The organism is Rahnella sp. AN3-3W3, from assembly GCF_003263545.1.
Taxonomy (GTDB): domain Bacteria; phylum Pseudomonadota; class Gammaproteobacteria; order Enterobacterales; family Enterobacteriaceae; genus Rahnella; species Rahnella variigena.
The window spans coordinates 1-17541 of sequence record NZ_JYDG01000008.1 but is presented as its reverse complement, the minus strand read 5'-3'; the positions used below and the strand labels follow the sequence as shown (position 1 = coordinate 17541).

General features: G+C 52.5%; 15 protein-coding genes and 1 pseudogene. 9 read left to right on the top strand and 7 right to left on the bottom strand.

Going from position 1 to position 17541, the window contains the following annotated elements:
• Nucleotides 1-8: 8 nt before the first annotated feature.
• From yidA to dnaA, 5 genes are all read right to left on the bottom strand, one after another.
• Entirely contained in the window at nucleotides 9-824 is an 816-nt protein-coding gene (yidA, locus tag UC15_RS03935) for a sugar-phosphatase (protein WP_112287224.1), read from the bottom strand.
• Between the two features lie 155 nt (nucleotides 825-979).
• On the bottom strand, nucleotides 980-3394 hold the full coding sequence (gyrB, locus tag UC15_RS03930; RefSeq protein ID WP_112287223.1) for a DNA topoisomerase (ATP-hydrolyzing) subunit B: 2415 nt from the start codon (nucleotides 3392-3394) through the stop codon (nucleotides 980-982).
• Nucleotides 3395-3413: 19 nt separating this feature from the next.
• Nucleotides 3414-4502 carry a DNA replication/repair protein RecF gene (gene recF, locus UC15_RS03925; protein ID WP_112287222.1) on the bottom strand — a complete coding sequence of 363 codons (1089 nt, stop codon included), beginning with the start codon at nucleotides 4500-4502 and terminating at the stop codon, nucleotides 3414-3416.
• Between the two features lie 131 nt (nucleotides 4503-4633).
• Nucleotides 4634-5734, bottom strand: coding sequence for a DNA polymerase III subunit beta (gene dnaN, locus UC15_RS03920; protein ID WP_013573353.1), 1101 nt, complete (start codon nucleotides 5732-5734; stop codon nucleotides 4634-4636).
• 4 nt (nucleotides 5735-5738) lie between these two features.
• Nucleotides 5739-7130 carry a chromosomal replication initiator protein DnaA gene (gene dnaA, locus UC15_RS03915; protein WP_112287221.1) on the bottom strand — a complete coding sequence of 464 codons (1392 nt, stop codon included), beginning with the start codon at nucleotides 7128-7130 and terminating at the stop codon, nucleotides 5739-5741.
• Between the two features lie 695 nt (nucleotides 7131-7825).
• Between dnaA and rpmH the strand changes: the two genes are divergently transcribed.
• The 5 genes from rpmH to mnmE all read left to right on the top strand — a co-directional run bounded on the left by rpmH (nucleotide 7826) and on the right by mnmE (nucleotide 11679).
• Nucleotides 7826-7966, top strand: a complete 141-nt coding sequence (gene rpmH, locus UC15_RS03905; RefSeq protein WP_009637487.1) for a 50S ribosomal protein L34 — start codon at nucleotides 7826-7828, stop codon at nucleotides 7964-7966.
• 18 nt (nucleotides 7967-7984) lie between these two features.
• Nucleotides 7985-8344, top strand: coding sequence for a ribonuclease P protein component (rnpA, locus tag UC15_RS03900; protein ID WP_071823635.1), 360 nt, complete (start codon nucleotides 7985-7987; stop codon nucleotides 8342-8344).
• The gene (yidD, locus tag UC15_RS03895; protein ID WP_112287219.1) at nucleotides 8308-8565 is read left to right on the top strand and encodes a membrane protein insertion efficiency factor YidD; all 258 of its coding nucleotides are present in this window, start codon (nucleotides 8308-8310) and stop codon (nucleotides 8563-8565) included. Before rnpA ends, yidD begins: the two co-directional genes overlap by 37 nt.
• A gap of 2 nt (nucleotides 8566-8567) precedes the next feature.
• Complete coding sequence (yidC, locus tag UC15_RS03890) at nucleotides 8568-10202, top strand: membrane protein insertase YidC (protein ID WP_112287218.1); 1635 nt, start codon at nucleotides 8568-8570, stop codon at nucleotides 10200-10202.
• A gap of 112 nt (nucleotides 10203-10314) precedes the next feature.
• Nucleotides 10315-11679, top strand: coding sequence for a tRNA uridine-5-carboxymethylaminomethyl(34) synthesis GTPase MnmE (gene mnmE / locus UC15_RS03885; RefSeq protein WP_112287217.1), 1365 nt, complete (start codon nucleotides 10315-10317; stop codon nucleotides 11677-11679).
• Nucleotides 11680-11750: 71 nt separating this feature from the next.
• Here the strand turns inward: mnmE and UC15_RS03880 are convergent, their stop codons facing one another.
• Nucleotides 11751-12350, bottom strand: a complete 600-nt coding sequence (locus UC15_RS03880; RefSeq protein WP_112287216.1) for a short chain dehydrogenase — start codon at nucleotides 12348-12350, stop codon at nucleotides 11751-11753.
• 100 nt (nucleotides 12351-12450) lie between these two features.
• Here UC15_RS03880 and UC15_RS03875 point away from each other — a divergent pair, with 100 nt between their 5' ends.
• Nucleotides 12451-13338: a LysR family transcriptional regulator gene (locus UC15_RS03875; protein ID WP_112287215.1), complete on the top strand. Its 888-nt coding sequence runs from the start codon at nucleotides 12451-12453 to the stop codon at nucleotides 13336-13338.
• Nucleotides 13339-13413: 75 nt separating this feature from the next.
• Here UC15_RS03875 and UC15_RS03870 read toward each other — a convergent pair.
• A pseudogene (locus tag UC15_RS03870) lies at nucleotides 13414-15308 on the bottom strand (methyl-accepting chemotaxis protein).
• Between the two features lie 323 nt (nucleotides 15309-15631).
• Here UC15_RS03870 and UC15_RS03865 point away from each other — a divergent pair.
• From UC15_RS03865 to UC15_RS03855, 3 genes are all read left to right on the top strand, one after another.
• Entirely contained in the window at nucleotides 15632-16357 is a 726-nt protein-coding gene (locus UC15_RS03865) for a 4'-phosphopantetheinyl transferase superfamily protein (protein ID WP_112287214.1), read from the top strand.
• Between the two features lie 91 nt (nucleotides 16358-16448).
• Nucleotides 16449-17018, top strand: coding sequence for an NADPH-dependent FMN reductase (locus UC15_RS03860; RefSeq protein ID WP_112287213.1), 570 nt, complete (start codon nucleotides 16449-16451; stop codon nucleotides 17016-17018).
• Between the two features lie 85 nt (nucleotides 17019-17103).
• A partial coding sequence (locus UC15_RS03855; protein ID WP_157960963.1) for a helix-turn-helix domain-containing protein occupies nucleotides 17104-17541 on the top strand: 438 nt, incomplete at its 3' end.

Genomic DNA, 17541 nt, shown 5'->3' with positions numbered 1-17541 from the left:
CTGCCAACTCAGTCGTTCAGAACAAACTTCTCGACCGCAAATGCCACACCGTCTTCGGTGTTGGTTTTGGTGACGAACTGGCTGACGGCTTTCACGCTGTCCAGCGCATTGCCCATCGCGACACCGATTCCGGCGTATTCCAGCATAGCGATGTCGTTTTCCTGGTCGCCCAGCGTCATTACGCTCTCGCGTGCGATACCCAGTTTTTCCGCCAGCACTTTCACGCCTTCGCCTTTATTGACGCGTTTATCCAGAATTTCGAGGAAGTACGGCGAGCTTTTCATGATGGTATAGCGTTCTTTGGCTTCAGCAGGAAGCTGACTGATGGCGCGATCCAGCAGTTCAGGATCATCAATCATCATCACTTTCGGGAAGGTCAGTGCCGGATCCATTTCGTCTGCCGGGCAGAATTGCAACGGAATACCGGTGGTGAAGGATTCATGCACGCTGTATTTGCTGATAAAGCGGTTGGCGGTAAACAGGTCAGTCTTAGTCAGTGCATGGAAATGCACACCCAGCTCGCGCGCCAGCTGTTCAAAGTAGTGATAATCTTCAATCCTGAGGGATACTTCGGCAATCACGCTGCCATCTTTGGCATTGTGTACCAGCGCACCGTTGTTGGTGATGCAGTAACAACCGTCCTGCTGCAAATCCAGTTCCATCAGGTAACGCTGCACGCCGACGAACGGACGGCCGGTCGCCAGAACGATTTGCACACCTTTCGCCCGTGCTTCTGACAACGCTTTTTTAACGGCAGGCGTCACTTCATGCTGCGGATTGAGCAACGTCCCGTCCATATCAATTGCAATTAATTCAATAGCCATAGCATCCTCAGAGTTTAAGAAATCTTCCTCAATGCTATCGCGATTACCCGCTGTAAAGCCAGCCGGAAAGCGGGTTCGCACAGACGAAAAAAAGTCCGAAGCGGTTTCCCAGTTCGGACTCTGTATCAGCTCATACCTTGATCAGATATCGATTATCAGATATCGATGTTGGCAGCTTTCAGCGCGTTCTCTTCGATGAAGGCGCGGCGCGGTTCAACCGCATCACCCATCAGCGTGGTGAACAACTGGTCAGCGGCAATGGCATCTTTCACGGTCACACGTAACATGCGACGTTGCTCAGGATCCATGGTGGTTTCCCACAGTTGATCAGGGTTCATTTCGCCCAGACCTTTATATCGCTGAATCGACAGACCACGACGGGACTCTTTCACCAGCCATTCCAGCGCCTGTTCGAAGCTGGTCACTGGCTGACGGCGTTCGCCACGTTCGATGTAAGCGTCTTCTTCGATCAGGCCGCGCAGCTGTTCGCCCAGCGCACAGATTTTGCGGTATTCGCCGCCCTGAATGAAGTCTGCATCCAGATCGTAATCCGTATCGACACCGTGCGTACGAATACGCAGAACCGGTTCGAACAGCTGATGTTCGCGGTTTTCACGCACGATCGCGCTGTAAGAACTGCCGTGCTGCTCTTTCTCGTTGAGGCGCGCCACCAGCGATTCCATCCAGGCCTGAACTTTCGCCTGATCAGTCAGATCCGCACCCGGCAGGGTTGGCTGATAGATCAGGTTGTTCAGCAGCGCACGCGGATAACGACGTTCCATACGGCCAATCATTTTCTGCACGCTGTGATGTTCAGCCACCAGTTTCTCCAGCGGTTCACCCGCCAGGGCCGGTGCATGGGCGTTGGCGTGTAACGTTGCCCCGTCCATGGCGATGGAAATCTGATACTGATCCATCGCTTCGTCGTCTTTAATGTACTGTTCCTGCTTGCCTTTTTTCACTTTGTACAACGGCGGCTGTGCGATAAACACGTGGCCACGTTCTACAATTTCAGGCATCTGACGGTAGAAGAAGGTCAGCAGCAGGGTACGGATGTGTGAACCATCGACGTCGGCATCGGTCATGATGATGATGCTGTGATAGCGCAATTTGTCCGGGTTGTATTCGTCACGGCCAATGCCACAACCGAGTGCGGTAATCAGCGTTGCCACTTCCTGAGAAGAGAGCATTTTGTCGAAGCGCGCTTTCTCGACGTTGAGGATTTTACCTTTCAACGGCAGAATCGCCTGGTTCTTACGGTTACGGCCTTGTTTTGCAGAGCCGCCCGCTGAGTCCCCTTCCACTAAGTACAGTTCGGAATGCGCCGGGTCACGTTCCTGACAGTCCGCCAGTTTGCCTGGCAAGCCAGCCAGATCCAGCGCGCCTTTACGACGGGTCATTTCACGCGCTTTACGCGCCGCTTCACGGGCACGCGCCGCGTCGATGATTTTACCGACAACGATTTTGGCGTCTGACGGGTTTTCCATCAGGTAATCCACCAGCTTCTCGTTCATCAGCGTTTCAACGGCCGTTTTCACTTCGGAAGAAACCAGTTTGTCTTTGGTCTGAGAAGAGAACTTAGGATCCGGAACCTTCACCGACACCACAGCAATCAGGCCTTCACGGGCATCGTCACCGGTGGCGCTGATTTTAGATTTCTTGCTGTAGCCTTCTTTATCCATGTACGCGTTCAGGGTACGGGTCATCGCCGAACGGAAACCGGCTAAGTGAGTCCCGCCATCGCGCTGTGGAATGTTGTTGGTGAAGCAGTAAATATTTTCCTGGAAACCATCGTTCCACTGCAACGCCACTTCAACGCCAATGTCATCTTTTACCGTGGAAAAATAGAACACGGTCGGATGGATTGGGGTTTTGTTTTTGTTCAGATATTCCACGAAAGCTTTGATACCGCCTTCATAATGGAAGTGATCATTTTTACCATCACGTTTATCCAGCAGGCGGATAGCCACGCCGGAGTTCAGGAATGACAGTTCGCGCAGGCGTTTCGCCAGAATGTCATACTCGAATTCGGTGTGATTGGTGAAGGTGTTGAAGCTTGGCCAGAAACGTACCGTGGTACCGGTCACGTCAGTATCGCCAATCACTTTCAGCGGATCCTGAGGCTCACCGTGCACGTAAGTCTGAGTATGGACTTTGCCTTCGCGGCGGATAACCAGTTCCAGTTTTTCCGACAGGGCGTTAACGACGGAAACACCCACGCCATGCAGACCACCGGAAACTTTATACGAGTTATCGTCAAATTTACCGCCGGCATGAAGAACGGTCATGATGACCTGAGCAGCAGAAACGCCCTCTTCTTCATGAATACCGGTCGGAATGCCACGACCATCATCCTGTACGGAAACAGAGTTATCCGCATGGATCGTGACCTGAATCTCTTTACAGTGGCCCGCGAGGGCTTCGTCGATAGCGTTGTCCACAACCTCGAATACCATGTGGTGCAGACCAGTGCCGTCATCGGTATCGCCGATATACATGCCGGGGCGCTTACGCACCGCGTCCAGCCCTTTTAATACCTTGATACTTGAGGAGTCATAAGAATTCGACATCAACGTTTCTCGCTCATTTTTAGTCCTGTGATAGAACGGCTATTTTACCTTGTTCCACGCGGAACATCTTGCCCTTTTCACCCATCATGTCGGTCACTTGCTCAGCGCTTATCGCACTGACAAAAACCTGTGCCTGGGTGGCTTTCAGGCGATCGGCCAGCAACCGACGTCGGTCGGCGTCCAGCTCAGAGGCAAAATCGTCAAGAAGATACAGGCAACGCCGCCCGCTCTGTCGGGTGAGAAACTCACCCTGCGCCAGTCTCAGCGCACACATCAGTAGCTTCAGCTGTCCACGGGACAGTAAATCTTCCACCGGCGTGCCGTCGGCACGAATGCGGAAATCCGCTTTATGCGGGCCTGATGCGGTGTAAGTTAAGGCTCTGTCGCGCTCAAAATTACGCTCCAGCAACTCGCCGTACTCAGTCTCCTTGTCCCATCCACGCTGGAAAGAAAAACTGAGGGCGAATTCAGGCAGGAATTGTGCGCAGGTCGCGCTGATATCAGCCGCGATCGCGTCGCTGTACGCTGCCCGCCATTCGCTAATGCGCTCGGCTAACGGGATCAGTTCCTGATCCCAGGCACGAATTTGCGCATAACGACTCACCTGTCGCAGCGCGGCGTTGCGCTGCTTGAGTAACCGTCGCAGGTTGCTCCAGGCGATAAAAAAACCGGGGTCGTGATGAAAACAACCCCAGTCAATAAATGCCCGCCGGTACTTCGGTCCGCCGTTGAGCAGGGTGAAGCCTTCGGGTGTGATCAGTTGCATCGGCAGCATTTGTGCCAGTTCAGACACTTTATGGCCGTCACTGCCATCAATGCGCACTTTGCTGTCGCCCTGGCGGCTTTTGCTCAGGCCAATCGACAACTCACGATCGCCGCCGTCATCTACACGGGCGTGAAGAACAAACTCCGGCTGATCGTGACGGATAACGCGTCCGGCCTGCAAACTGCGAAAAGCGCGGCCATGCCCCAGCGTATAGACCGCTTCGAGCACGCTGGTTTTACCGCTGCCATTGGGACCGACCAGAAAGTTAAAACCGGGCGACGGATCTAAATCCGCCGCCTCGATGTTGCGGAAATCTTTTATCAGTAAGCGCGTTAAGGCCATCTAAACCAATTCCAGGGCGTCTTCGTCGCGGTCAGTTTGCGTGCGGACAGCGCACAACAAGCGGAGCGTACTCAAGTACGTGAGCATTGCGAGCACTGCCCAATCGCAAAATGACAAGTAAGATAGCCCGATCAGAGCCTCATTGGCATAACGACGTACGCGGCCGACTGGCTCGCAGCGTCTTCGATCTGCACGCTGGAAACAGAGTCTGTCAGCAGCAGATTAACGTCTTCGCACTTGAGCGCATTCAGCACATCGAGCACGTAACTGACGTTAAAGCCGATTTCCATTTCGGTGCCTTCGTAGCCGACATCCAGAATTTCTTCTGCTTCTTCCTGTTCAGGGTTATTCGCGGTGATTTTCAGCTGGTTATGGCTGACATACAAACGCACGCCACGGAATTTTTCATTGGACAGGATGGCTGCACGGGCAAATGCCTGTTTCAGCAAATCGCACCCGGCCTGCAGCGTTTTGTCCGGATTTTTCGGCAATACGCGGCGATAGTCGGGGAAACGACCGTCAACCAGTTTGGACGTAAAGATAAAGTCGCCGACATGAGCACGGATATTGTTGCTGCCGATTTGCAGCTGCAATGTGGTGTCACCGCCGTCAAGCAGACGCACCAGTTCCATCACGCCTTTACGCGGCACGATCACCGAATGCGACGGCAAAGACTGGCCGATTGGCATAGAACATACGGCCAGACGGTGACCGTCGGTCGCAACAGTACGCAATTCTTCACCTTCGGTTTCGAACAGCATACCGTTTAAATAATAACGAACGTCCTGATGCGCCATAGAAAACTGCGTGGCTTCGATCAGACGTTTCAACGTGGCCTGCGGCAGGGTGAATTCTACTTCGCTTTGCCAGTCGTCGAGATTAGGGAAATCTGTTGCCGGTAAGGTCGACAGCGAGAAACGGCTGCGGCCTGATTTTACCAGCATGCGGTCGCCATCGAGAGCGACGGAAATTTCCGCGCCTTCGGGCAATCCACGGCAGATATCAAAGAATTTACGCGCCGGTACCGTGGTGGCACCCGCTTCATGTGGCTGAGACAGCGCGACTTTCGCCACCATCTCCATTTCCAAATCCGTCCCGGTCAGCGACAGCGCGCCATCCGTCACCTGTAATAACAGGTTACCCAGAATAGGCAACGTCGGTCGTCCACCCAGCGGGCTACTGACCTGTTGCAGTGGTTTCAGCAAATGCTCACGTTCAACAATAAATTTCATAGCGCTAGGAAGATAATGTTCTGATTAAGTTGGAGAAATCTTCTTTGATGTCGTGACTTTCTTCACGCAACTGCTCGATTTTACGGCAGGCGTGCAACACCGTGGTATGGTCCCGACCACCGAACGCATCGCCGATTTCTGGCAGGCTGTGGTTGGTCAGCTCTTTCGCCAGCGCCATCGCCATCTGGCGTGGGCGGGCTACCGAACGGGAGCGCCGTTTGGAAAGCAGGTCAGCGACCTTGATTTTATAATATTCGGCCACTGTTTTCTGAATATTATCGATAGTGACCAGCTTCTCCTGAAGCGCTAACAAATCGCGCAACGCTTCACGAACGAAGTCGATGGTAATCGCACGGCCGGTAAAGTTGGCATTGGCGATCACACGGTTCAGTGCGCCTTCAAGCTCACGCACATTAGAACGCAGACGTTTAGCAATAAAGAAGGCGACTTCGCCCGGCAGACGGATATCGTTCTCGTCGGCCTTTTTCATCAGGATCGCCACGCGGGTTTCTAATTCTGGCGGTTCGATCGCCACCGTCAGGCCCCAGCCGAAACGCGATTTCAGACGATCTTCAACACCGTTGATCTCTTTTGGATAACGATCCGAGGTCAGGATGATCTGCTGATTGCCTTCCAGCAGGGCATTAAAGGTGTGGAAGAACTCTTCCTGGGAACGTTCTTTATTAGCAAAGAATTGGATGTCATCGATGAGCAACGCATCGACTGAACGGTAGTAACGTTTGAACTCTTCAATGGCGTTGTTTTGCAGGGCTTTTACCATGTCCTGCACAAAGCGCTCGGAGTGCATGTACACCACTTTCGCATTCGCTTTACGCGCCATGATGCCGTTGCCGACCGCATGCAATAAGTGGGTTTTACCCAGACCGGTGCCACCATAAAGGAAGAGCGGGTTGTAGGCGCCGCCCGGATTGTCCGCCACCTGACGCGCCGCCGCGCGGGCCAGCTGGTTAGACTTACCTTCTACGAAGTTATCAAAAGTGTGTTTTGGATTGACGTTCGAGCGGTATGAAAGCTCGGGCTGAACAGGCGAACTGTCCCAGCTCGGACGTGAAGGCGCCAGACGCGGAATAGCAGGTGCAGTCTGAGAACTGACGCTGGCCGCAACGGGTTGACTGACGCGCTGAATCATGGGTTTGCTGCCGACTTCAAAACGCAGCAACGGCGCATCCGCCCCACAGAAATCGTTGAGCAAGCCGTTAATATTGTTTAAGTATTTGTCACGAACCCAATCAAGGACAAAACGATTCGGGGCGTAAAGCGCCAGCGTATTGTCGTTGAGTTCCGCCTGCAGGGGGCGTATCCACATACTGAATTCTGTGGCAGGTAGTTCATCCTGCAAACGGGCAAGACATTGCTGCCAAAGCGAAAGTGACACGGCGGACTCCACTCGAACAAGTATCAAAAAAGAAAAGGATCAGGATATTTTTTAAATCATGATTTTTGGCACACGTCCCGCCTGCCTGTATAAGGGGATGGGGGAAATTTCTCTCACCACCCTGTCAGTGGCGTAAAGTCACGTGCGAACCGCTTTTTACGGTTTGTGTCGAAAGCTACCCAGCCGGGATCGCGATCGGAATGGCGGATCATAACGCAATCCGACACAGAGATCCTCCCCTTCCTGACAGTTTAGATCCTTTTTATCCACAGGCAGCGGTCGGCAAGTGGGTAAGCTTAGCCGATCCTTTTTAAAATAGGCGATGTAATCATCACTGTGGTGAAAAAATAGGAGTCCGCTGAGCTAAATTTCATCTCATTGCGAGAAAGATCTCCGCCCTGTGGATAAGGATCAGGCGAGGATCCTTGCGATTTACGGCAGAGTCCGTATAATCTTCAGCCCTACGTGTGAAGCCTGTGTTCCTGATGGTCATAACCAGATGGATATTGCGGTGTGACCACGGGCAATTCTGGTAAACACTTGAACCATTTCTGGCAATGTAAATTGACTCAGGACTGTACAGTTATTACAATCCCGCTTCTTTATATGTTGCGACAAAGGCACCGGTCTTTTTTTTGCCGAAATGTCTTCGCGTTTACTGATCAGTAATAATTTAAGTTTAGGTAGAAATCGCCATGAAACGCACTTTCCAACCGTCCGTATTGAAGCGCAACCGTAGCCACGGCTTCCGTGCTCGTATGGCCACCAAAAATGGTCGTCAGGTTCTGGCTCGCCGTCGTGCGAAAGGCCGTACCCGTCTGTCAGCTTCTAAGTAATAAAAGCTAACCTATTTAGTGGTTAAGCTCGCTTTTCCCAGGGAGTTACGTTTGTTAACTCCCCGTCATTTCACTTTCGTCTTCCAGCAGCCACAACGGGCTGGCACGCCGCAAATCACTATACTCGGCCGCCTGAACGAGCTGGGGCATCCCCGCATCGGTCTCACCGTCGCAAAAAAACACGTCAAACGCGCACATGAACGCAATCGGATTAAACGCCTAACCCGCGAAAGTTTCCGGTTGAATCAGCATACGCTGCCGTCGATGGATTTTGTGGTGGTCGCCAAGAAGGGTGTCGCCGATTTAGATAATCGCGCGCTGACGGAAGCGTTGGAGAAATTATGGCGTCGACATTGCCGACAGGCTCCCGCATCCTGATAAAGCTGATACGTGGTTATCAGTTATTCATCAGTCCGTTGCTCGGGCCACATTGCCGCTTTCGACCAACCTGCTCTCAATACGGTATTGAAGCAATTGGTCGTTTTGGCATGTTAAAAGGCAGTTGGTTGACTTTGAAACGCGTATTAAAATGCCATCCTTTGAACCCAGGTGGTGATGACCCCGTACCGCCGAAAACCGACAATAACAGAGAACTCTAACGATGGATTCGCAACGCAATCTTTTCCTCATCGCTCTGCTGTTCGTGTCTTTCATGATCTGGCAGGCATGGCAAACGGACCACGCTCCGCAACCGGCCAACCAGACCACGCAACAGACTGCGAACACTGCAAACGGTGATGCTGCTAACCAGGCTGTTCCTGGTAGCGGACAGGGCAAATTAATTACAGTTAACAGTGATGTGCTGTCATTAACAATCAACACCCGTGGTGGCGACATTGAGCAGGCTCTGCTGAAGGCTTACCCGACGACTTTGGGCTCTGACCAGCCTTTCCAGTTACTGGAAACCACTCCTAATTTCATCTATCAGGCACAAAGCGGTCTGACAGGTAAAAACGGTCCTGATAATCCGGCTAACGGCGAACGTCCTCTGTTCCAGACCAGCTCGGATAACTTCACGATGTCTGAAGGCCAGTCTGAACTGCGCATTCCGATGACTTACACGGCGGCAAACGGTGCGATTTACACCAAAACCTTCGTGATCAAACGTGGCTCTTACGCGGTGAGTGTTGAATACAATATCAACAACACCACAGCAGCTCCGCTTGAACTGACTCTGTTCGGTCAGTTGAAACAAACCACCGAATTGCCTAAGCACCGTGACACCGGCAGCAATAACTTTGCTCTGCACACGTTCCGCGGCGCGGCATACTCGTCAAGTGATGACAAATATCAGAAGTACGCGTTCGATAAGAGCGAAGTACTGAATGTCACCACTCAGGGCGGTTGGGTTGCGATGCTGCAGCAGTACTTTGCGACTGCATGGATCCCGTCAGCTAAAGACACCAATACCTTCTTTACCAGCACCAACAACGGCATTTCTTCGATTGGTTTCAAAGGCACGCCGTTTACCGTTGCACCAGGCGCACAACAACAAGTGGTTTCCACTCTGTGGGTTGGCCCGGAAATTCAGGACAAGATGGCGGCAATCGCGCCTCACCTTGATCTGACTGTTGACTACGGTTGGTTATGGTTCATCTCTCAGCCACTGTTCAAACTGTTGAAATTCATTCAAGGGTTCGTCGGTAACTGGGGCTTCTCGATCATCGTAATCACCTTTATTGTCCGCGGTATCATGTATCCACTGACCCGCGCTCAGTACACGTCGATGGCGAAAATGCGTATGCTGCAGCCAAAACTGGCCGCCATGCGTGAACGTATCGGTGATGACAAACAGCGCATGAGTCAGGAAATGATGGCGCTGTATAAGTCTGAGAAAGTGAACCCGCTGGGTGGTTGTCTGCCGCTGGTTATTCAGATGCCAATCTTCCTGGCACTGTATTACATGCTGTCTGGTTCCATTGAATTGCGCCACGCGCCATTCATCCTGTGGATCCATGACCTGTCAGCGCAAGACCCGTACTACATTCTGCCGGTTCTGATGGGTATCACGATGTTCTTCATTCAGAAGATGTCGCCGACCACCGTCACCGACCCGATGCAGCAGAAGATCATGACCTTCATGCCGGTCATCTTCACCGTGTTCTTCCTGTGGTTCCCTTCCGGTCTGGTGGTGTACTACATCGTCAGTAACCTGGTAACCATTCTCCAGCAGCAGCTGATTTATCGCGGGCTGGAAAAACGTGGCCTGCACAGCCGCGACAAGAAAAAGTCATAAGTGAATGTCAGGGCGGCTTTCGTCCTGACCGCTAAACTTGATGATAAAAGACAAAGGCGGTCATTTGACCGCCTTTTGCATATCCGTAAAAAGACCAACAGAGATCATTGCTATGAGCACCTCAGATACCATTATTGCCCAGGCAACCCCACCCGGCCGCGGTGGTGTGGGCATTTTGCGCATTTCCGGCCGTGCGGCGCGTGATGTGGCACAGGCTGTCTTAGGTAAACTGCCCAAGCCGCGTTATGCCGATTATCTGCCGTTTCAGGATGCAGACGGCAGCACACTGGATCAGGGCATCGCGCTGTGGTTCCCCGGCCCGAATTCCTTCACCGGTGAAGACGTGCTTGAGCTGCAAGGCCACGGCGGCCCTGTGATCCTGGATTTGCTGCTTAAACGCATTATCGCGCTGGAAAACGTGCGCATTGCGCGTCCGGGCGAATTCTCTGAGCGTGCTTTCCTCAACGATAAGCTCGATCTGGCGCAGGCAGAGGCGATTGCCGATCTTATCGACGCCAGTTCCGAGCAGGCCGCACGTTCTGCAGTTAACTCACTTCAGGGCGCTTTCTCTCACCGTATTCATCATCTGGTGGAAGCACTCACTCACCTGCGGATCTTTGTTGAAGCCGCTATCGACTTCCCGGACGAAGAGATCGACTTCCTGTCTGACGGCAAAATCGAAGCCAAACTCAATACAGTGATGGGCGATCTGGATGCGGTGCGTGCTGAAGCACGTCAGGGCAGCTTACTGCGCGAAGGGATGAAAGTGGTGATTGCCGGGCGTCCGAACGCCGGTAAATCCAGCCTGCTGAACGCGCTGGCTGGTCGTGAAGCTGCGATCGTTACCGATATCGCGGGCACCACACGTGACGTTTTGCGCGAACACATCCACCTCGACGGTATGCCGTTGCATATTATTGACACCGCCGGTTTACGTGAAGCCAGCGACGAAGTTGAGCGTATTGGTATCGAACGTGCATGGAATGAGATCGAACAGGCTGACTTAGTGCTGTTTATGGTTGATGGCACGACAACCGCAGCGACCGAGCCCGCGGAAATCTGGCCAGAGTTTATGGCCCGCCTGCCCGCGTCTTTACCGATTGTCGTTGTGCGCAATAAAGCCGATATCACCGGCGAAGCACTGGGGCAAACCGAAGTGAATGGTCACTCACTTATTCGCCTTTCCGCCCGTACCGGCGACGGTGTTGATCTGCTGCGTGACCATCTGAAACAGGTCATGGGCTTTAATCACAATATGGAAGGTGGATTCCTCGCCCGTCGCCGTCATCTGCACGCACTGGAAGACGCCGCACAGCATCTGGTTCAGGGTAAAGATCAACTGCTTGGCGCCCGGGCCGGTGAATTACTTGCAGAAGAACTGCGCATGGCGCAGCAGTCGCTGAGCGAAATCACCGGCGAATTTACGTCGGATGACTTGCTGGGGCGCATCTTCTCCAGCTTCTGTATCGGTAAGTAATCCGACATTCGCATCAGACAAAACCCACATTGCAAAATGTGGGTTTTTTATTGTATTCAAAGTATTACAGCTTACCAGACTTTATAAACGCGTCCGGTCTGCGCCCCTTCCACGCTGCGGCGATACGCTTTCGCCACGCGAGCCGCCGGAGCGGCTTCAAAGCCCGGGAAGAACGGGCCGTAAGCTTTCAGCGACTCTTCTACTACGGTCGGGCTGACCACGTTGATGCGGATGCCGCGTGGCAGTTCAATCGCCGCACCACGGACAAAACCTTCCACGGCCGCATTAACCGTGGTGGCGTTTGCGCCCTGACGGATAGGTTCATCAGCAATAATCCCGCTGGTCAGGGTGACGGAGCCGCCATCATTCAGGAATGACTGACCGATCAGCGCAATACGTACCTGCCCGAGCAGTTTGTTCTGTAAACCAGTATTGAATTGTTCTGCGGTCATTTCAGTCAGCGGGCCAAAGTGCAGGTTGCCGGTAGTGGCGATAATCGCATCGACTTTCCCGGTACTTTTGAAAAGCGCTTTTACGCTGTTTTCATCGAGGATATCGACCTGAAAATCACCGCGCGTCTTGCCTGCAGTGATAATTTCATGTTCTGCGCCGAATTCCCGGATCACCGCTTTACCCAATGTACCCGTCCCGCCAATCACTAGAATTTTCATCACAGCTTCCTCAACGTTATTTGTTGGATCATCTTTCACCAAACTGAGAGTTAGATATAGACTCGTATTATTCGTTCTGTACTAACTCAGGGTTTGTAATGTGGATAAGCTGCGGAATATTGAAGTCTTTGTCAGCGTAGTAGAAACCGGAAATTTCAGCACTGCGGCGGAAAAACTGGGGATTTCGGCGGTGATGGTCGGTAAACACATTCAGCAACTGGAAAAGCATCTCAATGCCCGTCTGCTGCAACGCACCACGCGCAGGCAAAGCCTGACCGATGCCGGTGAAGTGTTTTATGAAAACGGCAAACGGGTGCTGGAGCAGATGAAATTCACGGAAAGCGCGATGGAAAGCCTGCAAAGCGTACCGACCGGATTGCTGCGGGTCAGCGCGCCGGTATCCCTTGGCTCGAGCGTTATAGCGCCGATGCTGGCCCGTTATCTGCAAACACACCCGAAAGTGAATGTGGAGCTGATACTGAGTAACGCGAGGGTGGATTTGATCGGCGAAGGTTTTGACGCAGCAATTCGTATTGGCGAAATCGGCGATGACCGGCTGGTTGCGAAGCCGATGAAATCTTATGAAATGGTGATCTGCGCGTCTCCAGGCTATTTGCAGCAGTTCGGCACGCCCGCGACGCCTGAAGACCTGAAAACGCATCCATGTCTGGTGCATACCGTCTGGAATCAGAGCGAAGGCTGGCATCTGGCGAATGCAGAACGCACCACGTCAGCGTGGCCTGTTAACAGCCGCTATGTGTCCAACGACGGTCATGCGCTGCGTGCTGCGGCACTGGAGGGCGCCGGTTTGCTGTTGCAGCCCAAAGTCCTGCTGGCGGAGGATATCGCCAGCGGAAAACTGATCCCGGTGCTTGAGTCTTTTATCCCGAAACCCCGGGCAGTGCATCTGGTTTATCTGCCCGATTTCAGGCCACGCGCCAAACTGACCAGCCTGATTAACTTCATGACTGAACACGCCTTTTACTGAGCATTATGCAAAATACAAAACGGTAAGTGATCGCTCACTTACCGCTCAGTTTTTAACACTTTTAATCAGACGAAATCAGAGCTTAAAGCCTGCTACCACGGTTTCCAGCTGAACGGTCTGATCCTGCATCGCCTGCGCAGCGGCAGAAACCTGTTCGACCAGCGCGGCGTTCTGCTGCGTGGCGTTATCCAGCTGCGTGATAGCCACATTTACCTGCTCGATGCCCAGACTTTGCTCCTGACTGGAAGACATGATTTCGTTCATCAGTGTCGCAACATTATTCACGCCACCCATGACTTCATCCATCGTCGTTCCGGCGGTCGCCACCAGTTCGCTGCCGGTGGCGATATCCGCCACAGAATCTTCAATCAGCTTTTTGATTTCACGCGCAGAGGTCGCCGAGCGTTGCGCCAGACTGCGCACTTCGGAGGCCACCACGGCAAAACCGCGCCCCTGTTCACCGGCACGTGCTGCTTCTACCGCCGCATTCAGCGCCAGAATGTTGGTCTGGAAAGCGATGCCGTCAATAACACTGATGATATCGACAATTTTGTGGGAGGAACGGGTGATCGACCCCATCGTTTCAACCACCTGTTTCACCACTTCCGAACCTTTTTCCGCGACTGCCGATGCGTCACGCGCCAGCTGGTTAGCGCCCTCCGCATTGGCTGCGTTTTGCTTAACGGTGCTGGTCAGCTGTTCCATTGAGGCTGCCGTTTCGACAATTGAGCTGGCCTGTTCTTCAGTTCGCGCGGACAAGTCCAGGTTACCGCTGGCAATCTGGCGCGACGCCGAGGTGATAGCCAGGCTGCTGTCGCCAACCTGACGCAGAATGGATTGCAGGAAAGACAGGAAACCGTTGAAGTTCTGGTTGATCTGATTGAACTCAGGGCTGCGGCTTTCCGGTAAGCGCCGGGTTAAGTCGGCACGCCCGCAGAAAGCTGGGCGATATTTTTATTCAGTGCCGCCAGCTGGCGCATGAAAATTTTAATCGCGGCGATCAGAACGATCAGCAATAGCAAGACCATCGGGATTTGTACCAGCCCGAGACTCGTCAGAATGCTATGGCTGCGCGCCAGCAACTGACTGGTCGGCATATCGGTGGCGATATACCACGGGCCCTGAATTTTACTCATGAACATCGTATGCGACGTGCCGTCGTTGTCGTAATCCGCCACCAGAGAGGATTGATCGTTAATCTGATCCAGACCTTTGCGGATTTGCATCGCCAGCGGAGAAGTTTCGCCCAGAGACGCCAGTTTCGGCAGCTTTTCATCCGTGGAATGGCTGGTCCCGACAATGGTGCCGTCTTTCTCCACAATATAGATTGTCGCGTGAACCTTTTTCTCCATTTCCGTCACCAGCTGGTTAAAGAAGCCCAGCGTCACGTCGATAGTGGCAACGCCCCACTGTTTGTCGCCTTTATAAATCGGCATCGCACAGTTGGTGCGTGGCTGGGTGCTGGCGTCATCGAAATAGGCCGGAGCCCAGACGCACTGCCCCTTTTCACCTTTGGAGGCGGCGAGATACCAGGACTGATCGAAATAGTTCGGCGATTCTGCGCTGTTCCAGAAAGTATTCACCGTCAGCTGATTATTACTGTTTCGGGCAAAGAAGGTGCTGAATTTGATTTTTGCCGTGTCGCGCTGGTTCGGCAACGGCCAGATACCGCCTCCAAACACGGCGGCATCACCGTACTGATCAACCAGAGCAGGCAGCAGCCGGTCGATACTGTCGCTGTCAATTTGTGCGACGGTCTGGGTGATGGTGCGTACCTGAGACTCAACTTTATTCAGGCGATCGTTAATGGCGACGGCCACATCATCCACCTGGTTAGCCACCAGATTACTTTCGGTTTGTTTCAGCTGAGGAGCAATAAAGACCTGGATCACGATAAGCGTAACGATGACCAGCACAATAAAAAACAAGCTGATCAATGCGATAAAGCGGGATTGCGTTGTTTTTAACATTTTAGGGTACTCACAGGCGAAGCAGCGAGATCGCTGCTTAACTAGTAACGGCATTTTCTGACGTTTCTTTATGTTGCTATAGTAGATATATCTGGCACCCGGATCGTATGAGTGAAAATCCAGAACATCATTCCGATGAGATTTCTTCTCAAATGGCGATTAAAACTGTGATTTGTTTCACTTTATGGTGATGAAAATTTGTCTGAAAAGTGAATGAAGTGTGCGCCACTGCGAGTTTTAAGCGGTTTTTAATGATTTCTCTTAATGTTATTCTTTAGAACAATTGAGAAAATACGGTCGAACCATTAATCATGGAGTGAACAATGGCGTGCCATTTTGCAAGATGGGCAATGACGGATGCAGAACCGGATACACACCGGTTGCCCAAAGAGATCGTATTATTCGCAAAACACCTTTCCGAAAAACAGCGCAAGCGTTTCTTAAACGGCCGCGTGCTTCTGGCAGAAATGATTTTCTACCTGTACGGAATTGCTGAACTTCCTAACGTGATCACCTTACCCAGCGGTCGTCCGAGTTTCGAATCCCTTGATCTCCCTGATTTCAGCCTGGCGTATGCCGGTAGCACTGTCGGTGTCTTAATCAGCAGTGAAGGGAAAGTCGGTCTGGATCTCGAAATCATTCATGCCCGCAGTGCGCTGGTGAATCCGCAACAGCAGTTACAGCTTTCTGCGGTGGAGAAAACCTGGATTGCCATGCAATCCGATCCTGTGGAATCCTCGCTGCAACTGTGGTGTATCCGCCAGAGCATGCTGAAGATGTCCGGCCTCAACGATCAGGGTCCGCTGACGCTCAGCCTGAATCCGGCTTCTGGCCGTTTGCGGTCTGCCGTGACACCGGAGGCGCAGGTAATGAGTGATATTGAAGGGTCGATAACCTGGTCATGCGCGCAATCTCCCTCGATAATCCGCTTGCAGTGCTGGCGCTATGAACCCGAAAACGGTTTCACCCGCACACAAACACTTTCCACAGATCAGCAGTCCGAATCACCGCACTTTATGAAATTCATCAGCCTGCCGCCTGCTAAATAAAACTTCACTTATGTTTACGCTCGTCGACCCGTTTTTCGTTTATGGTTACAGGCAGTTCCTTTCGTAAAATCATCCATAACAGGAGTTAGCCATGTCAGTTACACCACTGAAGTTTGTCACACTGTTAGGTAGTCTTCGTAAAGCGTCATACAACGGCATGGTGGCGCGTACATTACCGAATGTCGCCCCTGAGGGCATCGTGATTGAAGCATTACCTTCCATCGGTGCCATTCCACTCTATGATGCGGATATTCAGCAGGAAGAAGGCTTTCCGGCGGATGTTGAAGCGATTGCGGAACAAATCCGTCAGGCGGATGGCGTCATTATCGTCACGCCGGAATATAACTATTCCGTACCGGGTGGCCTGAAAAATGCCATCGACTGGATTTCACGTTTGCCAAACCAGCCGCTGGCCGGAAAGCCCGTGCTGCTCCAAACCAGTTCAATGGGGCCGGTCGGTGGCGCACGCTGCCAGTATCACCTGCGCCAGATCCTGGTTTTCCTTGATGCCATGGTCATGAACAAACCTGAATTTATGGGTGGCGTCATTCAGAGCAAAGTGGATGAGCAGACAGGCGAAGTGGTTGATCAGGGGACGCTCGATTTCCTGCGCGGCCAGCTGACGGCATTTGCCGACTATACCCGCCGCGTCAGCAAATAATTCCTGTCATCAGAAATGCAAAAAGCCCGCAAATTGGACTGCACCCCAAAAGTTGGACACCCAACTGAGTAAGGTGCAGTTTTTTATGGCGAAGCCAAAATATACCCTCGAAACCAGAATGGCTGTGGTCAGCCATTACCTCTACGGCAATGACGGGACACAACGGACCGCAGAACGTTTTGGTGTCGAAAGAACATCCGTTCGTCGCTGGGTCAGAGCCTGGCAATTACACGGTATTGATGGCATTACCTGGAAAAATGACCGCCATTCTCCGGCATTCCGGATTGCTGTTGTCCGGACTGTTCTCGGTGAAGAACTTTCAATGCGCGAAGCTGCCGCACGGTTTAATATCTCAAACGAGACCGTTGTCCGGCACTGGGTTAATGTCTACAAAGACGCTGGTGAGAATGGACTTCTGAGCATAAAACCTGGCCGGAGCAAAGGCATGACAAAACCCAAAAAAGCATCCCCACTTACCGATGAAGCGCTGGAAAAGTTATCTCCCGAAGAGCTGCGGGCTGAG